The organism is Pseudomonas rosaeacicularis, from assembly GCF_057128745.1.
On record NZ_JBSKHT010000007.1, the window covers coordinates 1 to 13,943 of the forward strand.

Consider the following 13,943-nt stretch of genomic DNA (forward strand, 5'->3'; position numbering starts at 1 on the left):
TAACAACCCGAAATCCCATGATGCTTCCTTAAGTTGAAACTCCTACATCATGGTCCATAAATATTGAGCCACAACAGCTTGCCCGCGATGAGGACGGCCTGCGCAATATATTTCTAGCGCCCGAAAGATCTTTCGCGGGCAAGCGCGCTCCTACACCGGATCGAGGCGCTGCGTGAATATCGACTCGGCGCGGAGCGTCAGCCCACTGCGTTACGAGACCATAGGCAGAAATGATCAAGTCTGGATTCAATGCAATTTTTGTAGGAGTGAGCTTGCTCGCGATGACGGTTGCAAATCCGATACATCTCCTGCGCTTGGAAGAACCATCGCGAGCAAGCTCACTCCTACAAGAGATCAAGGCGCTGAGGACATGTCGACTCGGCGCGAACGCCGCTCTGTCCGTTCAAGCGCTTTTGATCTTCACTCGCGATCGTCAGAACACCACTAATCGCGACTTGGGTGCAGGCCGAACGCAGGCGGCGCGCAGTGGGATGGCGGGCAGGGACGCCCGCCAAGCGCCGTCAGGACATGGATGTCCGTTCGGCGCGTGCCCACGGAGCGTCGCCGGAGTGAGGGAACCCGACGAAGTCGGGCCAAACCGGGAGCAAATGGTTTTGGTTACTTTTTCCGAAAAAAAAGTGACCCGCCGTAAGGGCGGAACCAATATCAGCAACAACCCAGATAACGGATATGCACACAATCCCGGTACACCCGACACACCGCATCGTCCGAATGCGGCCCAGACCGTCGTTACCTCCGATTGCTCCTACAGGGGATAGCGTGATCCGCTGTAAAAGCGGAACCAATGCTGGAGCCAACTGAGGAACAGATATACACACCATCCGACACCCCACCGCCCACAGTAAAAATCCCGCAAACATCTGCCACCGACGGTATGCGAAGAGCCTGCCACACCGCGCTCGCAGCTTCGCGGGCAAGCCTCGCTCCAACAAGAACGCTGATCTTCAGTTACTACATGAGTGGACGAGCAGCGAGGCTGGGATGCGGCGTGCTTGACACACCGCGTTTGCAGCTTCGCGGGTGAGCCTCGCTCCAACAAAAACGTTCTTATCGTCAGCTCAAGGCTGTGATTGTTCCAACGATCAACTATCGCGCCGCAGATCCGGCGGAATCGGCAGGTTATCCCCGATCGGATTCGGACGTTTCCCGCGGCCGGCGTGGTACTGGCGGATCTGGTAGACGTAGGCCAGTACTTGCGCCACAGCCAGATACAGCCCCGCCGGGATTTCCTGGTCCAGTTCGGTGCTGTAATAGATTGATCGCGCCAGCGCCGGGGATTCCAAAAGGAGGATGCCGTGCTGTCCGCCGATCTCACGGATTTTCAACGCCAGGAAGTCACTGCCCTTGGCCAACAACAACGGCGCCCCACCCTTCTCCGCGTCGTACTTGAGCGCGACGGCGTAGTGGGTCGGGTTGGTGATGATCACGTCCGCGTCGGGGATGGCCGACATCATCCGTCGCTGCGACATGTCGCGCTGCAACTGGCGAATCCGCTGTTTGACCTCCGGCCGACCCTCGTTGTCCTTATGCTCGTCGCGCACTTCCTGCTTGGTCATCAGCAGCTTCTTATGGGCCTCCCACAACTGCACCGGCGCATCTACCGCCGCGATGATGACCAGCCCGAACGCCATCCACAGCGTGCTCCACCCCACAATCTGCAAACTGTGAATCACCGCCATTTCAATCGGTTCGTGGGCGATGGAAACAAGGTCGTCCTTGTCCTTCATCAAGACAACGATCGCCACGGCGAGGACGATCAGAAACTTGGCCAGGGACTTCAACAGCTCAATCAGCGCCTTGGCCGAGAACATGCGTTTAAGGCCTGCTGCCGGGTTCATGCGGCTGAACTTCGGCGCCATGGAACCTGCCGCGAACAGCCAGCCACCGAGGGAAATCGGGCCGATGATCGAGGCCAGCATGAGCGCGATCAACAGCGGTTGAAGCGACAATACCGCCGCCTTGCCCGACGCCATCAGCATCAGGCTCATGGAGCGCTCGTCCATGATGGCTTCGCGGGTGATGGTGAAGTTGTCGCGCATCAACTGCATCATCATCTCGGCCATGGAACCGCCGAACGCCAACAGCCCGCCCGCACCGACGATCATGATCGCAACGGTGTTGAGCTCCTTGGATCGGGCGATCTCGCCCTTTTCTCTGGAGTCCTTCTTGCGTTTGTCCGTGGGGTCTTCTGTTTTGTCCTGACCATTCTCGTTTTCGGCCATATCAGCGCGCCCTGACCATTTCGCGTAGCAACTGCAAGGCGTCGACCGCCAGCGGTTGGTACTGGTTGAGAATATCGCCGAGGGAGATCCACAAAATCCCCATCCCCAGCACCAGTGTCAGCGGGAAACCAATCGAGAAAATGTTCAGCTGCGGCGCCGCCCGGGTCATCACGCCCATCGCGATGTTGACCACCAGCAGCGCGGTGATAGCAGGCAAAACCAGCGCCAGCGCCGCGCCCATCACCCAACCCAGACGCAAGACCAGTTGCCAGAGATTGGCGGTCAGTAACCCCTCGCCCACCGGCAGCGTGGTGAAGCTCTCGATCAAGGTTTCGATCACCACCAGATGGCCATTCATCGCGAAGAACAGCAGCGTCACCAGCATGGTGAAGAACTGCCCGATCACCGCCACCGACACGCCGTTGACCGGGTCGACCATCGAGGCGAAGCCCATGCCCATCTGAATGCCGACGATCTGCCCAGCAATCACGAACGCCTGGAAAAACAGTTGCAGCGATAACCCCATGGCGGCGCCAATGATGATTTGCTGCGCGATCAACAGCAGCGCGCTCAGATCAAGCGCACTCACCGCTGGCATCGGCGGCAAGGCCGGCGCCACCACCACGGTAATCGCCAGGGCCAGGTATAACCGCACCCGCGCTGGCACCAAAGCGGTCCCGATGGCGGGCATGGTCATCAATAACGCGGCGATGCGAAACATCGGCAGCATGAACGTCGCGACCCAGGTGCTGATCTGGGTGTCGGTCAGCGCCAGCACGGGCTCCATCGCCAATCAGCCGATCACTTGGGGGATGCTGGTGTACAAATTGGTGATGTACTCCATGAACGTGCGGATCAACCACGGCATGACCACGATCAGCGTGATCAACATCACCAGCAGACGCGGGAGAAAGCTCAAGGTTTGTTCGTTGATCTGCGTCGCGGCCTGGAACATCGAGACCAGCAGACCGACGATCAGGCTCGGCACCACGAGAATCGCCACCATGGTGGTGGTCAGCCACAAGGCATCACGAAACAGATCGACCGCTACTTCCGGGGTCATGCTGCGCCCTCCTCGATAAACAGGTTCATACGCCGCCGAAACTGCCGGCCAGCGTACCGATAATCAGCGCCCAGCCGTCCACCAGCACGAACAGCATGATCTTGAACGGCAGCGAAATGATCAGTGGCGACAGCATCATCATCCCCATCGCCATCAACACGCTGGCAACCACCAAATCGATGATCAGGAAAGGAATGAAGATCATGAAGCCGATCTGGAAAGCGGTCTTGAGTTCGGAGGTCACAAACGCCGGCACCAGAATCGTCAACGGCGCCTGATCCGGGGTGGCGATGTCGGTGCGCTTGGACAGGCGCATGAACAGGTCCAGATCGCTGGAGCGCGTTTGCGCCAGCATGAAGTCCTTGATCGGCACCTCGGCCTTGGCCACGGCGTCTTGCGCGGTCATCTTCTCGGCCAGATAGGGCTGCAAGGCGTCCTGATTCACCCGATCAAACACGGGCGCCATGATGAACATCGTCAGGAACAGCGCCATGCCGGTGAGGATCTGGTTGGACGGCGTCTGTTGCAGGCCAAGGGCCTGACGCAGAATCGAAAAGACGATGATGATCCGCGTGAAGCTGGTCATCAGCATGACGAAGGCCGGGATGAAACTCAGCGCCGTCATGATCAGCAGGATTTGCAGGCTGACCGAATATTCCTGCTGGCCGTTGGCGCCGGTGCCCAGGGTAATCGCCGGAATCGACAATGGGTCGGCGCCAAACGCCAGCGGCGCTGCCAACACCAGCAGCAGCGTCAAAACAATGCGCATCAGTGCTTATCCTTCTGAACACTACTATTCACTTGTTACCCGTGCCTTTGTTGCTCAGGTCTTTATTGCTCGCGCCCTTGTTGCCAAGTGCTTCCATCAGGCGCCGGGCAAATTCGGGCGTTGTGGACTGGCTTTCGGGCACGTGCACCGGCTCTTTCATCACATGCAACGGGGTGATGCGGCCAGGCGTGACGCCGAGCAGAATCTGCTCGTTGCCAACCTGCACCAGCACCAGTCGATCCCGCGGGCCGAGCGCCCGCGAGCCGAGCAATTCGATGACCTGATTGCCCGCAGGCCCCGCGCGTTGCACCCGGCGCATCAGCCAGGCCAGCACGAAAATCAGACCGACCACCAACCCCAGCCCCAGCAGCAACTGCAACAGTTGCCCGCCAATGCCGCTGCTCATGGCGCTGTTTGCAGCGGTCAGCGCCGGGGTGGCAGGCGCAGGTGCCGATGCTGCGGGCGTCACGGGATCTGCTGCCAGCACGCCGCAAGACAACGCCAGCATCGGCAACGCCCACAAAGCTTTCTTGAAGCGGCCCATTCAGCGCAGCTTCTTGATGCGTTCGCTCGGGCTGATCACGTCGGTCAGGCGGATGCCGAACTTTTCGTTGACCACGACCACTTCGCCGTGAGCAATCAGCGTGCCGTTGACCAACACGTCCAGCGGCTCACCGGCCAGTCGATCCAGCTCGATCACCGAGCCCTGGTTGAGCTGCAGCAGATTGCGGATATTGATGTCGGTGCTGCCCACTTCCATGGAAATCGACACGGGGATGTCCAGGATCACGTCCAGGTTCGGGCCGTCGAGCGTCACCGGGCCGTTGTTTTTCGGCATACCGCCGAACTCTTCCATCGGCAGACGGCTGGAGGACGGGCGCCCGGAATCGGCGGCCAGCAGTGCGTCGATGTCATCCTGACTGGCATCGCTGGATTCGCCCAACGCTGCGGCCCACTCATCGGCCAGGGCCTGGTCTTCTGCAGAAGTCATATCTTTATCATCAGCCATGGAACCCTCGGTGAACATTGATTCGTATACACGCTACATTCTGACGCTGGCGCTGCCCCTATAGCCCGGCAGCTCAGCGTCGTTCTATCGGTTCGATCACTTGCAGGGCCAGATTGCCCTTGTGCGAACCCAGCTTGACCTTGAAGGTCGGTACGCCATTGGCGCGCATGACCATATCCTCCGGCAAATCCACAGGGATCACGTCACCGGGCTGCATGTGCAGGATGTCGCGCAATTTGAGCTGACGACGTGCGACCGTCGCGTTCAGCGGCACCGACACATCGAGCACGTCTTGCTTGAGAGCGTTGACCCAGCGTTCGTCCTGATCGTCGATGTCGGACTGGAAACCGGCGTCGAGCATTTCACGCACCGGCTCGATCATCGAATACGGCATGGTCACGTGCAGGTCGCCGCCACCGCCATCGAGTTCGATGTGGAACGTGGACACTACAATCGCTTCACTGGGGCCGACGATGTTGGCCATGGCCGGGTTCACTTCCGAGTTGATGTACTCGAAATTGACTTCCATGATCGCCTGCCAGGCTTCCTTCAGATCGATAAAGGCCTGATCGAGCACGATGCGGACCACGCGCAATTCGGTCGGGGTAAATTCGCGGCCTTCGATCTTGGCGTGGCGGCCGTCGCCACCGAAGAAGTTGTCCACCAGCTTGAACACCAGTTTGGCGTCGAGGATGAACAACGCAGTGCCGCGCAGCGGTTTGATCTTGACCAGGTTGAGGCTGGTCGGCACGTACAGGGAATGCACGTACTCGCCGAACTTCATCACCTGCACGCCGCCCACCGCCACGTCCGCCGAGCGGCGCAGCAGGTTGAACATGCTGATACGGGTGTAGCGGGCGAAGCGTTCGTTGATCATTTCCAGGGTCGGCATGCGCCCACGCACGATCCGGTCCTGGCTGGTCAGGTCGTAACTTTTGACGCTGCCAGGCTCGGAGATACTTTCGGTCTGCACCAGACCATCGTCCACGCCGTGCAACAGCGCGTCGATCTCATCCTGGGACAGCAGGTCTTGCACGGCCATGTCGTGGTCCTACTGCAATACGAAGTTAGTGAAAAGCAGCTGATCGATTACAGTCTTGCCGAGTTCTTTCTGCGCCACTTCCTGGACGCTGGCGGTGGCCTTCTGGCGCAGCATTTCCATGCCCACCGGCGTCGCAATGGTATCGAAGGGTTGGCCTGAGAACATCATCACCAGATTATTGCGGATGACCGGCATGTGAACCTTGAGCGCTTCAAGGTCGGCTTTGTCACGCGCCAGCATCGTGATGCTGACCTGCATGTAGCGTTGGCGACCGTTGACGTTGTAGTTCACCACGAAGGCGGGGGTGAGCGGTTCGAAGATCGCTTCCTTCTTGGTATTGGCAGCGGCAGCGGCCACAGCAGCCTCGTCGGGCTTGCTCTGGGCCTTGTGCATGAAGAACCAGGTTGCACCCACGGACAAACCGATCACCAGCAGCACGCCCGCAACCACGATAAGAATAAGCTTGAGCTTGCCTTTTTTCGCGGGGTCTACCACTGCTGCGTCGTCACTCTTCGCCATGCCAATAATCCGTCACTATTCCAGGGGTTCGATGTTACGTGACAGAGGGAGAGCAAGGGTTGTGCCAGAAAGGCTGTAGCAGCGCGCTTGCCCGCGATGAAGATCAGGCAAGCACTGGAGATGTATCGCATTGATGGGCCTCTTCGCGGGCAAGCGCGCTCCTACAATAGGCCGGTGTCGATCAGGCGTAGTAGTCGACCGCGCTGGAGCCGATCACGGTCAACGGCTGGCTGGCTGCGACGGCCGCTGAGTCAGCGGGCGAGCCGTCGGCAATCCCGTCCACCCCACCGCTGCGACCGGTGCCATTGCTGCCACGGGCGTTATCGCCGGACTGCTGCTGTTGCGCCTGCTGCTGCCAGCCGCGGGACTGATCGGACACGTTGACGTCCACCTGCCCCATGCCCTGCTGAGTGAATGAATCACGCAGCCGGGCCATCTGGCTTTCCAGCGCATCACGCACGCCGACGTGGGCGCTCATGAAGGTGACTTGGGTCTGCTGGTCCGCCGCCATATTGACGCGGATGTCCAGACGACCGAGCTCGGCCGGTTCCAGCTGAATATCGGCCTGCTTGAGGTTCATGCTCGAGAGGTACATCACGCGGTTGACCACGCCTTCGGTCCAGCCGCTCTGGTTCATCGCCAGCGGCTGATTGAGCAACGGCGCGGTTGGCGCTGCGGTGGTTTTGACCTGGGCCGCTTGAGACAACGCCGCCAGACGGTCCGCGAAGTTATCGATTCGGGTATCGCCCGCCGCGCCCTTTACATCCTTTAGGCCGTCGGCAATCAAACCGCTGAAGGCTTTGTCGTCACCACTGGGCGTGCCGTCCTTATCGACCTGCTGATCGCCCAATGCCGCCAGATTTCCGGCAAGCGCCTGGGCAGGATCGGCATTGGCCGCGTCGGCTTTACCGGTCTTGCCGGCGTCGGCGGCGGTCTTGCTGTTCTGAGCGCTCTGCTGGGCCTTGTTATCCAGCGCAACCTGCACCGCCGTCAGGCCGGCCAGAGGATCGGCGTGAGGGTCAAACGTCGGATCTTCGGCGGGCGCATCCTCCCCGGACACCGGCGCGGCTTGCGCAAACGTACCCGCGAGCAACGCAGGGTCCACCGGCGCAGGGGCTGCATCGGTGACTGCCGCAACGGGCTCTGCCGGGGGCGGCACGACTGTGTCAACCTGCGTCGGATCGCTCACCGAGGCGTCGGCCAAGGTCTGATCCGCCGGGCTGTCGGCGTCGTCGTCTTTATCAGCCTTGCTGTTATCAGTGTCCTTCTCGGCACTGCCGGCGACTGCCTTGTCAGGCAACGTTTTGCCGCTATCGGCCACTGTCTTGTCGTGGGCGGCAGACGTTTCACTGGCGGCAGGCTTGTGCTCGGCTGCCGAAGATTTGGCGGCGGAGGGCTTGGCCGGGCTGTTATCGACGTTCGCAGCCTTGACGCTGGCCTGCTTGGCGTAGACGTCGGAAAAGCTGGAAGCGTTGCTCTTGACGGGGTCCGGAGCCTTGGCCGATTGGCTGGCACTGGCTTTCTGGGCTTTGGCCGTCGTCAGAGCCTGAAGTAATGGGTTGGTGGCAAGGGCCATGATGATCTCCGCAAAAGCACGATTGCCAGGAGACATAGCAATTGCCGGGCCAGCTTTGCCGGCAACTGTGGCGACCTGTTCAGCAAATCAATGGCGAACGGCCAACAGCTGCAGCTCGGCATCGAAAAGACGGCGCACCAGTTGGTATTCGTGGTCGATCCGTTGAGTCAGCTGGAGAAGCGACAACGGGGGAATGGGGTCAGCGCTGCGAGCCAGTTCTTCGAGCTGGCGACACAGGTCGGCCAGTTGCACGGCGCCCATGTTGCTGCTGCTGCCTTTGAAGCTGTGGGCGGTCATGCCCAAAGCTTTGAGATCGAGGTGATCTAATTGAGGGGGATCTGCGCCCGCGTCGTGTGGGCTGACCCATTGATGCAGCGCGTGAATGCGCTCATCGGAGTCCTTGAGGAAAACTTCCAGCAACGTCGGGTATTCATCTTCCATGACGTCGCGCAGAGTATTGAGGACGCTGTCGTCCAGATGAATATCCGACACTTGTTCACTCCTTGATCAAGAATCGCAGGATTATGCCAGACCCTCCCAGGCAAACTCCACACACGCGGTACGCCCGTCCGACGACCACCTGCATTGGTTGCTCAGGCGCTGCACCAGCGATAAGCCGCGACCGGACAATTCGTCCACCGCAGGCGGCCGGGACAGCACGTGTTCGGGGTCAAATCCTGCGCCGCTGTCTTCGACCCGAACGGTCAGGCGCCCGCCACTGCCTTGCGGCACCACCTGCAAATGCAAGCGGATGAAACCGGACTCCAGCTTATCGAGCCGCTCCCCCCGTTGCCGGTAATACAGCGCAAAACCTTCGGCATCACGCTTGAGCGACGAATCGAGCCCCAGCACGCCGTGTTCCAGCGCATTGCTGTACAGCTCGGACAACACGATATAGAGCGCACTGCTTTGCATGCGCAGCCCATGGACTTCCTGCAGCAACTGCAACACGTAAGGCAGCGGGTAGAAGCGTTTGAGCGTGGAGGCACGAAATTCGAAGCTCGCCGACCAGTCCAGCGGGCTCGATGCGCCGCTGTCCGAATAAATCACTGCTTGAGGCCCGATCAATTCGGGCTCGATGAACGCCACCTCAACCATGCTGACATCGTCGCGGGCCTTGCCACGAAAACGCGTGACGGCCCACTGCACTTCTTCAATAAGCCGCTCGGGCTGACGATTGGCAACGAACACCTGCTGCAAGCGCTCCATGCCAAACAACTGCCCGTCATTATCGCTGCTGTCGACCACGCCATCAGACAACAGGAAAATCCGGTCGCCATGGGCGAAGGGATGGACCGTGGTGATGTCATCGAAACTCGCCGCACTCAACACACCCAGTGGCAAGTGGTCAGACACCAGCGGCGTATGCGCTCGCCCATCGCCATGCAACAGATAGCCGTCGGGCAGGCCGCCGTTCCACACTTCCACCAACTGCTGGTTGAAATTGACGCTGAGCAACGCGGCGCAGCAGAACATATCAATGGGCAGGATGCGTTTGAGCTTGGCGTTCATCTCGCGCAGGGTTTCCGGCAAGCCATAGCCCTTGGCGGTCATGCCGTAAAAGACTTCTGCCAGCGGCATCGCGCCCACCGCAGCCGGCAGGCCGTGACCGGTGAAATCTCCCAGCAGCACATGCATGTTGCCGGTGGGCGTCCAGGCCGCAAGTAACAAGTCGCCGTTGAACAACGCGTACGGCGATTGCAGATAGCGAATATTGGGAGCGGACAGGCAGCCGGAATGCGCCACCTGGTCAAACACGGCCTTGGCCACACGCTGTTCGTTGAGCAGATATTCATGATGCCGGGCGATCAGGTCACGCTGGCGCAGCACGGTTTCCTGCAGCAGCCGCAGGCGATTCATGGCATTGATCTTGGCTGCAAGCACCACCTGGTTGTAGGGCTTGGCGATGAAATCGTCGCCGCCGGCGTCCAGGCATCGGGCCAACGCCTCGCCTTCGGTGAGCGAGGTCAGAAAGATGATCGGCACCAGTGACTCGCCAGCCATTTGCTTGATCTGGCGCGCCGCTTCGAAGCCGTCCATGACCGGCATCATGGCGTCCATCAAGACCAGTTGCGGACGCTGCGCCTCAAACAACTCGACCGCTTCGGCGCCGTTGCTGGCGCTGAGTACCGTGTGCCCCTGACGGCTAACAATGGCCGAAAGCAGCAAACGGTCGGCGGCGTTGTCATCGGCAATGAGAATGCACAGCCGCTCGGGAGCAGGATTCACCGATCAGCCTATGTTGAACAGTTTGTTGAAGTTGGAAATGGCGAGAATTTTGAGGACGTCATCGTTGCAGTTGATCAGGCGTACATCGGCGCGTTCGCCACCGGCGTGATCGCGCAATAGCAGCAGCATGCCTAGCGCTGAGCTGTCCAGATAACTGGCGCCCTGAAGATCGACGATGAAACGGCTGATGCCTGTGGATTCTTCGTAGGCACTGCGAAAACCCTGATGCGCAGCAAAATCGAAGCGCCCCCGAATCTTGATGGTCAATTGCTGCCCGTCTTCGGAGCGTTCGGCGGTTACTGACATAAAGCGAATCCTTTTAGATGAGTCAGCGTCAGACGCTTACAGGTGTAGCAGGGGTTTGAATGCGCGGCAATAGAAGCTTTGGTGACACTCACTCAAAACCTGTGGGAGCCTCTGTTTCAGCTTAAGTCCTAGATCTGGCACTGACCCTGTGGGGGCCTTTGTTCAGCGCAAGTTCTGGGTCTGGCACTAAGTCCGTGGGGGCCTTTGTTCAGCTTAAGCTCTGGATCTGGCATTAACCCTGTGGGAGCGGACCTGTCCGCGAAGAGGCCCGTACAGTCAATTAATAATCTGTCGCCTGACAATCAGCCTTCGCGGACAGGTCCGCTCCCACGAGAGACTGTGATTCAGCTCAAGTTCTGGGTCTGGCACTAAGTCCGTGGGGGACTGTGATTCAGCTCAAGTTCTGGGTCTGGCACTAAGTCCGTGGGGGCCTTTGTTCAGCTTAAGTTCTGGATCCGGCATTAACCCTGTGGGAGCGGACCTGTCCGCGAAGGAGCCGGTAGATTCCACCCATTTTCATCGGCAGGTACATCGCTTTCGCGGACAGGTCCGCTCCCACGGGCCGGAGGTCAATACTGCTCATTGCGCGGCAGACGCTGTGACAGTTCGTCCAGCAGCTTTTGCTCGCGCTTGTCTTCCAGTGCGCGGGCTTCATCGATGTAGCGTTGCACCAGTTTGCGCAAGCCCTCGACCCGGGCGTAGGCCTTTTGCCAGACGCCGCGGGCCTTTTCCAGATTCTGCTGATGCCAGGTCAGGCTCTGTCGCTGCTGACTGACCGCCGTTTCCAGCTGATTGAGAAAGCGCTGGTAGTTCATTAGCCACTGGCCGGAAACGCCATGGGCGCCTTTATCAATCCACTGCTGCTGATAATCGAGGCGAAATTTTTCCAGCTCGCCAAGCTTGGCTTCCGCCAGCCGCACCTGACCCTGAAAATGCCCCAGACGCTGAGCCGCCGCACGCTCAGCGCTCTCGGCCATATCGACCACGGGTGTCAGACGCGCTGCGCGACTCTGCGCCATGGGTTATCAGCCACTCGCCGCTGGATTGAAAATACCGGCCAACTGCTCGCCGCTGGTCTGCATGCTCTGGTTCTCGTTGAGGCCCTGACGCAGGTATTTCACCAGTTGCGGTTGCAGGGCAATCGCCATGTCGGTCTCACGATCACCGCCCGCTACATAGGCACCCACGCTGATCAAATCCCGCGCCTGCTGATACCGCGACCACAGCTGTTTGAATTGCTGCGCCTGGCCCATATGCATCGGGTCAACCACCGACGGCATGACCCGGCTGATGGAAGCTTCGATGTCGATGGCCGGGTAATGGCCCTCTTCTGCCAGACGCCGGGACAATACGATGTGACCGTCGAGCACCCCTCGCGCGGAGTCGGCAATCGGGTCCTGTTGATCATCGCCTTCGGACAAAACGGTATAGAACGCGGTGATCGAACCACCGCCCGCCTCGGCATTACCGGCGCGCTCAACAAGCTTGGGCAGCTTGGCGAACACTGACGGGGGATAACCCTTGGTCGCTGGCGGTTCGCCGATGGCCAGGGCGATTTCCCGCTGGGCCTGGGCGAAACGTGTGAGTGAGTCCATCAGCAACAGGACGTTCTTGCCCTTGTCGCGAAAATATTCGGCGATCCGCGTGCAGTACATGGCCGCGCGCAGACGCATCAACGGCGCGTCATCCGCAGGCGAGGCCACGACCACAGAGCGCTTGAGGCCTTCTTCGCCGAGACTGTGCTCGATGAATTCCTTGACCTCACGACCCCGCTCGCCAATCAGCCCCACGACGATGATGTCGGCCTCGGTGAAGCGCGTCATCATCCCCAGCAGCACGCTCTTGCCCACCCCTGTACCGGCGAACAAACCCAGACGCTGACCGCGCCCGACCGTCAACAGGCCGTTGATGGAACGAATACCGACGTCGAGCGGTTGGCTGATGGGGTTACGTTTGAGTGGGTTTATCGTGGGACCGTCCAGCGGCACCCAGTCTTCGGCTTTCATACCGCCTTTGCCGTCCAGCGGACGACCGGCGCCATCGAGCACCCGTCCGAGCATGGTCATGCCCATGGGCAGCCGGCCGGTGTCGGGCAACGGCACAACGCGCGCGCCCGGCGCAATCCCGGCCACGCTGCCCACCGGCATCAAAAATACTTTACTGCCGGAAAAGCCCATGACTTCGGCTTCGACTTCCACCGGCTGGTGGCTGTCGTCGTTGATCACCACGCAGCGGCTGCCCATGGCAGCGCGCAGCCCCTCGGCTTCGAGGGTCAGGCCGACCATGCGCAGCAGCCGACCTTCGACAGTCGCTTGCAGCGGCAGGGAAATGGCTTCGGCGTAAGTGCTCAGGCGCTTGGCGAAGCTGGTGCGCTCAAGACGCATCTGAGGCACCGAGCGGGTACATGGTTTTTTCCGCGCTTTGAATCGCCGCTTCCAGTTCCACCGTGACGTCCGGGGGTGCGGGGTGCAACGCCTGCTCATGCAGTTGATCGAACATTTTACCGATGGCCAGGCTGATGCGACTCTCGACTGTCGCGTCGATCCGGCTGTGCTCGCTCTCAACCCGGCAACCACCGGGCAACAGCGTGTCGTCTTCGAGAATGCGCCAGGTTTCTTCATGGCGCTCACGCAGGGTTTTGATCTGCTCGAAATCCTTGGGATTAAGCAGAATGCGCACGTTATTGGCGCCCATCGGCAACAGCTTCAGGGCGTCGCGCAACACACTGCCGATCTGACTGGAATCGGTCGCCAGCTCGCGCTGAATCACTTGGCGAGCAACGTGCTCCACCAGCTCGATCATCGCTTTCTCGATCGTCGCGTCCTGCTCGGCAATGGGCTCAAGCAAATGAGTCATGAGCTGTTCCAGACTGCTCAGCTTGGCGGCCAGCGCAACCTCGGCTTCCTGGCGCACCTTGAGTTGCGCGCCGTGGAAACCGTCTTTCTCGCCGATGGCAAAACCTTCGTTGTAGGCGTCCTGACGGATGCTTTCCAATTCCTCGAGCGTCAACGGCTGGACTTCTTCGAGCGGCACTTCTTCGCTTTCGATCGGTTCGGGTTCAACCACCGGCTCAGGCTCGGGGGTTTCCACGTGGGGATCGAAACTGGGCAAGGACCAGACATCGAGACCGCTCACATCCTTGGCGCGGATGAGCTCACTGGGTGCTTCTTTATCGGAGCTGAACATC

15 protein-coding genes are annotated in these 13,943 nt (G+C 60.0%); all 15 read right to left on the bottom strand.

All coding sequences use genetic code 11. From position 1 onward, the window contains the following. Positions 1-1,103: 1,103 nt before the first annotated feature. Complete coding sequence (gene flhB, locus ACWKWM_RS10350) at positions 1,104-2,243, bottom strand: flagellar biosynthesis protein FlhB (RefSeq protein WP_483846068.1); 1,140 nt, start codon at positions 2,241-2,243, stop codon at positions 1,104-1,106. A gap of 1 nt (position 2,244) precedes the next feature. Beyond that, positions 2,245-3,030 (bottom strand): flagellar biosynthetic protein FliR, encoded by a 786-nt coding sequence (fliR, locus tag ACWKWM_RS10355; protein WP_483846265.1) that lies wholly within the window; start codon positions 3,028-3,030, stop codon positions 2,245-2,247. 6 nt (positions 3,031-3,036) lie between these two features. Next, a complete protein-coding gene (gene fliQ / locus ACWKWM_RS10360) occupies positions 3,037-3,306 on the bottom strand; it encodes a flagellar biosynthesis protein FliQ (protein WP_483837444.1) in 270 nt (89 codons plus the stop codon). Positions 3,307-3,331: 25 nt separating this feature from the next. Beyond that, a complete protein-coding gene (gene fliP, locus ACWKWM_RS10365; protein WP_483837443.1) occupies positions 3,332-4,075 on the bottom strand; it encodes a flagellar type III secretion system pore protein FliP in 744 nt (247 codons plus the stop codon). A 28-nt stretch (positions 4,076-4,103) separates the two neighbouring features. Further along, a complete protein-coding gene (gene fliO, locus ACWKWM_RS10370; RefSeq protein WP_483846069.1) occupies positions 4,104-4,619 on the bottom strand; it encodes a flagellar biosynthetic protein FliO in 516 nt (171 codons plus the stop codon). Beyond that, positions 4,620-5,084, bottom strand: coding sequence for a flagellar motor switch protein FliN (gene fliN, locus ACWKWM_RS10375; RefSeq protein WP_483846070.1), 465 nt, complete (start codon positions 5,082-5,084; stop codon positions 4,620-4,622). A gap of 73 nt (positions 5,085-5,157) precedes the next feature. Further along, complete coding sequence (fliM, locus tag ACWKWM_RS10380) at positions 5,158-6,126, bottom strand: flagellar motor switch protein FliM (protein WP_483837440.1); 969 nt, start codon at positions 6,124-6,126, stop codon at positions 5,158-5,160. A gap of 9 nt (positions 6,127-6,135) precedes the next feature. Then, the gene (gene fliL / locus ACWKWM_RS10385; RefSeq protein WP_483846071.1) at positions 6,136-6,645 is read right to left on the bottom strand and encodes a flagellar basal body-associated protein FliL; all 510 of its coding nucleotides are present in this window, start codon (positions 6,643-6,645) and stop codon (positions 6,136-6,138) included. Positions 6,646-6,826: 181 nt separating this feature from the next. Beyond that, complete coding sequence (locus tag ACWKWM_RS10390) at positions 6,827-8,221, bottom strand: flagellar hook-length control protein FliK (protein ID WP_483846072.1); 1,395 nt, start codon at positions 8,219-8,221, stop codon at positions 6,827-6,829. An 87-nt stretch (positions 8,222-8,308) separates the two neighbouring features. Next, positions 8,309-8,662 (bottom strand): Hpt domain-containing protein, encoded by a 354-nt coding sequence (locus tag ACWKWM_RS10395; RefSeq protein ID WP_483846266.1) that lies wholly within the window; start codon positions 8,660-8,662, stop codon positions 8,309-8,311. A gap of 81 nt (positions 8,663-8,743) precedes the next feature. After that, a complete protein-coding gene (locus ACWKWM_RS10400; protein ID WP_483846073.1) occupies positions 8,744-10,450 on the bottom strand; it encodes an ATP-binding SpoIIE family protein phosphatase in 1,707 nt (568 codons plus the stop codon). 3 nt (positions 10,451-10,453) lie between these two features. Beyond that, on the bottom strand, positions 10,454-10,756 hold the full coding sequence (locus tag ACWKWM_RS10405; RefSeq protein WP_483846074.1) for an STAS domain-containing protein: 303 nt from the start codon (positions 10,754-10,756) through the stop codon (positions 10,454-10,456). Positions 10,757-11,325: 569 nt separating this feature from the next. Next, positions 11,326-11,775, bottom strand: coding sequence for a flagellar export protein FliJ (gene fliJ / locus ACWKWM_RS10410; protein WP_483846075.1), 450 nt, complete (start codon positions 11,773-11,775; stop codon positions 11,326-11,328). Between the two features lie 6 nt (positions 11,776-11,781). Continuing rightward, complete coding sequence (gene fliI / locus ACWKWM_RS10415; protein WP_483846076.1) at positions 11,782-13,140, bottom strand: flagellar protein export ATPase FliI; 1,359 nt, start codon at positions 13,138-13,140, stop codon at positions 11,782-11,784. Further along, positions 13,130-13,942 carry a flagellar assembly protein FliH gene (gene fliH, locus ACWKWM_RS10420; RefSeq protein ID WP_483846077.1) on the bottom strand — a complete coding sequence of 271 codons (813 nt, stop codon included), beginning with the start codon at positions 13,940-13,942 and terminating at the stop codon, positions 13,130-13,132. The genes fliI and fliH overlap by 11 nt, the downstream gene beginning before the upstream one ends. Position 13,943: the final 1 nt, after the last annotated feature.

What these genes read in the sequence shown, in the direction of transcription:
- flhB (WP_483846068.1), bottom strand. Translation starts at nt 2,243, where the DNA reads ATGGCCGAAAACGAGAATGGTCAGGACAAAACAGAAGACCCCACGGAC.
- fliR (WP_483846265.1), bottom strand. Translation starts at nt 3,030, where the DNA reads ATGGAGCCCGTGCTGGCGCTGACCGACACCCAGATCAGCACCTGGGTC.
- fliQ (WP_483837444.1), bottom strand. Translation starts at nt 3,306, where the DNA reads ATGACCCCGGAAGTAGCGGTCGATCTGTTTCGTGATGCCTTGTGGCTG.
- fliP (WP_483837443.1), bottom strand. Translation starts at nt 4,075, where the DNA reads ATGCGCATTGTTTTGACGCTGCTGCTGGTGTTGGCAGCGCCGCTGGCG.
- fliO (WP_483846069.1), bottom strand. Translation starts at nt 4,619, where the DNA reads ATGGGCCGCTTCAAGAAAGCTTTGTGGGCGTTGCCGATGCTGGCGTTG.
- fliN (WP_483846070.1), bottom strand. Translation starts at nt 5,084, where the DNA reads ATGGCTGATGATAAAGATATGACTTCTGCAGAAGACCAGGCCCTGGCC.
- fliM (WP_483837440.1), bottom strand. Translation starts at nt 6,126, where the DNA reads ATGGCCGTGCAAGACCTGCTGTCCCAGGATGAGATCGACGCGCTGTTG.
- fliL (WP_483846071.1), bottom strand. Translation starts at nt 6,645, where the DNA reads ATGGCGAAGAGTGACGACGCAGCAGTGGTAGACCCCGCGAAAAAAGGC.
- ACWKWM_RS10390 (WP_483846072.1), bottom strand. Translation starts at nt 8,221, where the DNA reads ATGGCCCTTGCCACCAACCCATTACTTCAGGCTCTGACGACGGCCAAA.
- ACWKWM_RS10395 (WP_483846266.1), bottom strand. Translation starts at nt 8,662, where the DNA reads ATGGAAGATGAATACCCGACGTTGCTGGAAGTTTTCCTCAAGGACTCC.
- ACWKWM_RS10405 (WP_483846074.1), bottom strand. Translation starts at nt 10,756, where the DNA reads ATGTCAGTAACCGCCGAACGCTCCGAAGACGGGCAGCAATTGACCATC.
- fliJ (WP_483846075.1), bottom strand. Translation starts at nt 11,775, where the DNA reads ATGGCGCAGAGTCGCGCAGCGCGTCTGACACCCGTGGTCGATATGGCC.
- fliI (WP_483846076.1), bottom strand. Translation starts at nt 13,140, where the DNA reads ATGCGTCTTGAGCGCACCAGCTTCGCCAAGCGCCTGAGCACTTACGCC.
- fliH (WP_483846077.1), bottom strand. Translation starts at nt 13,942, where the DNA reads ATGTTCAGCTCCGATAAAGAAGCACCCAGTGAGCTCATCCGCGCCAAG.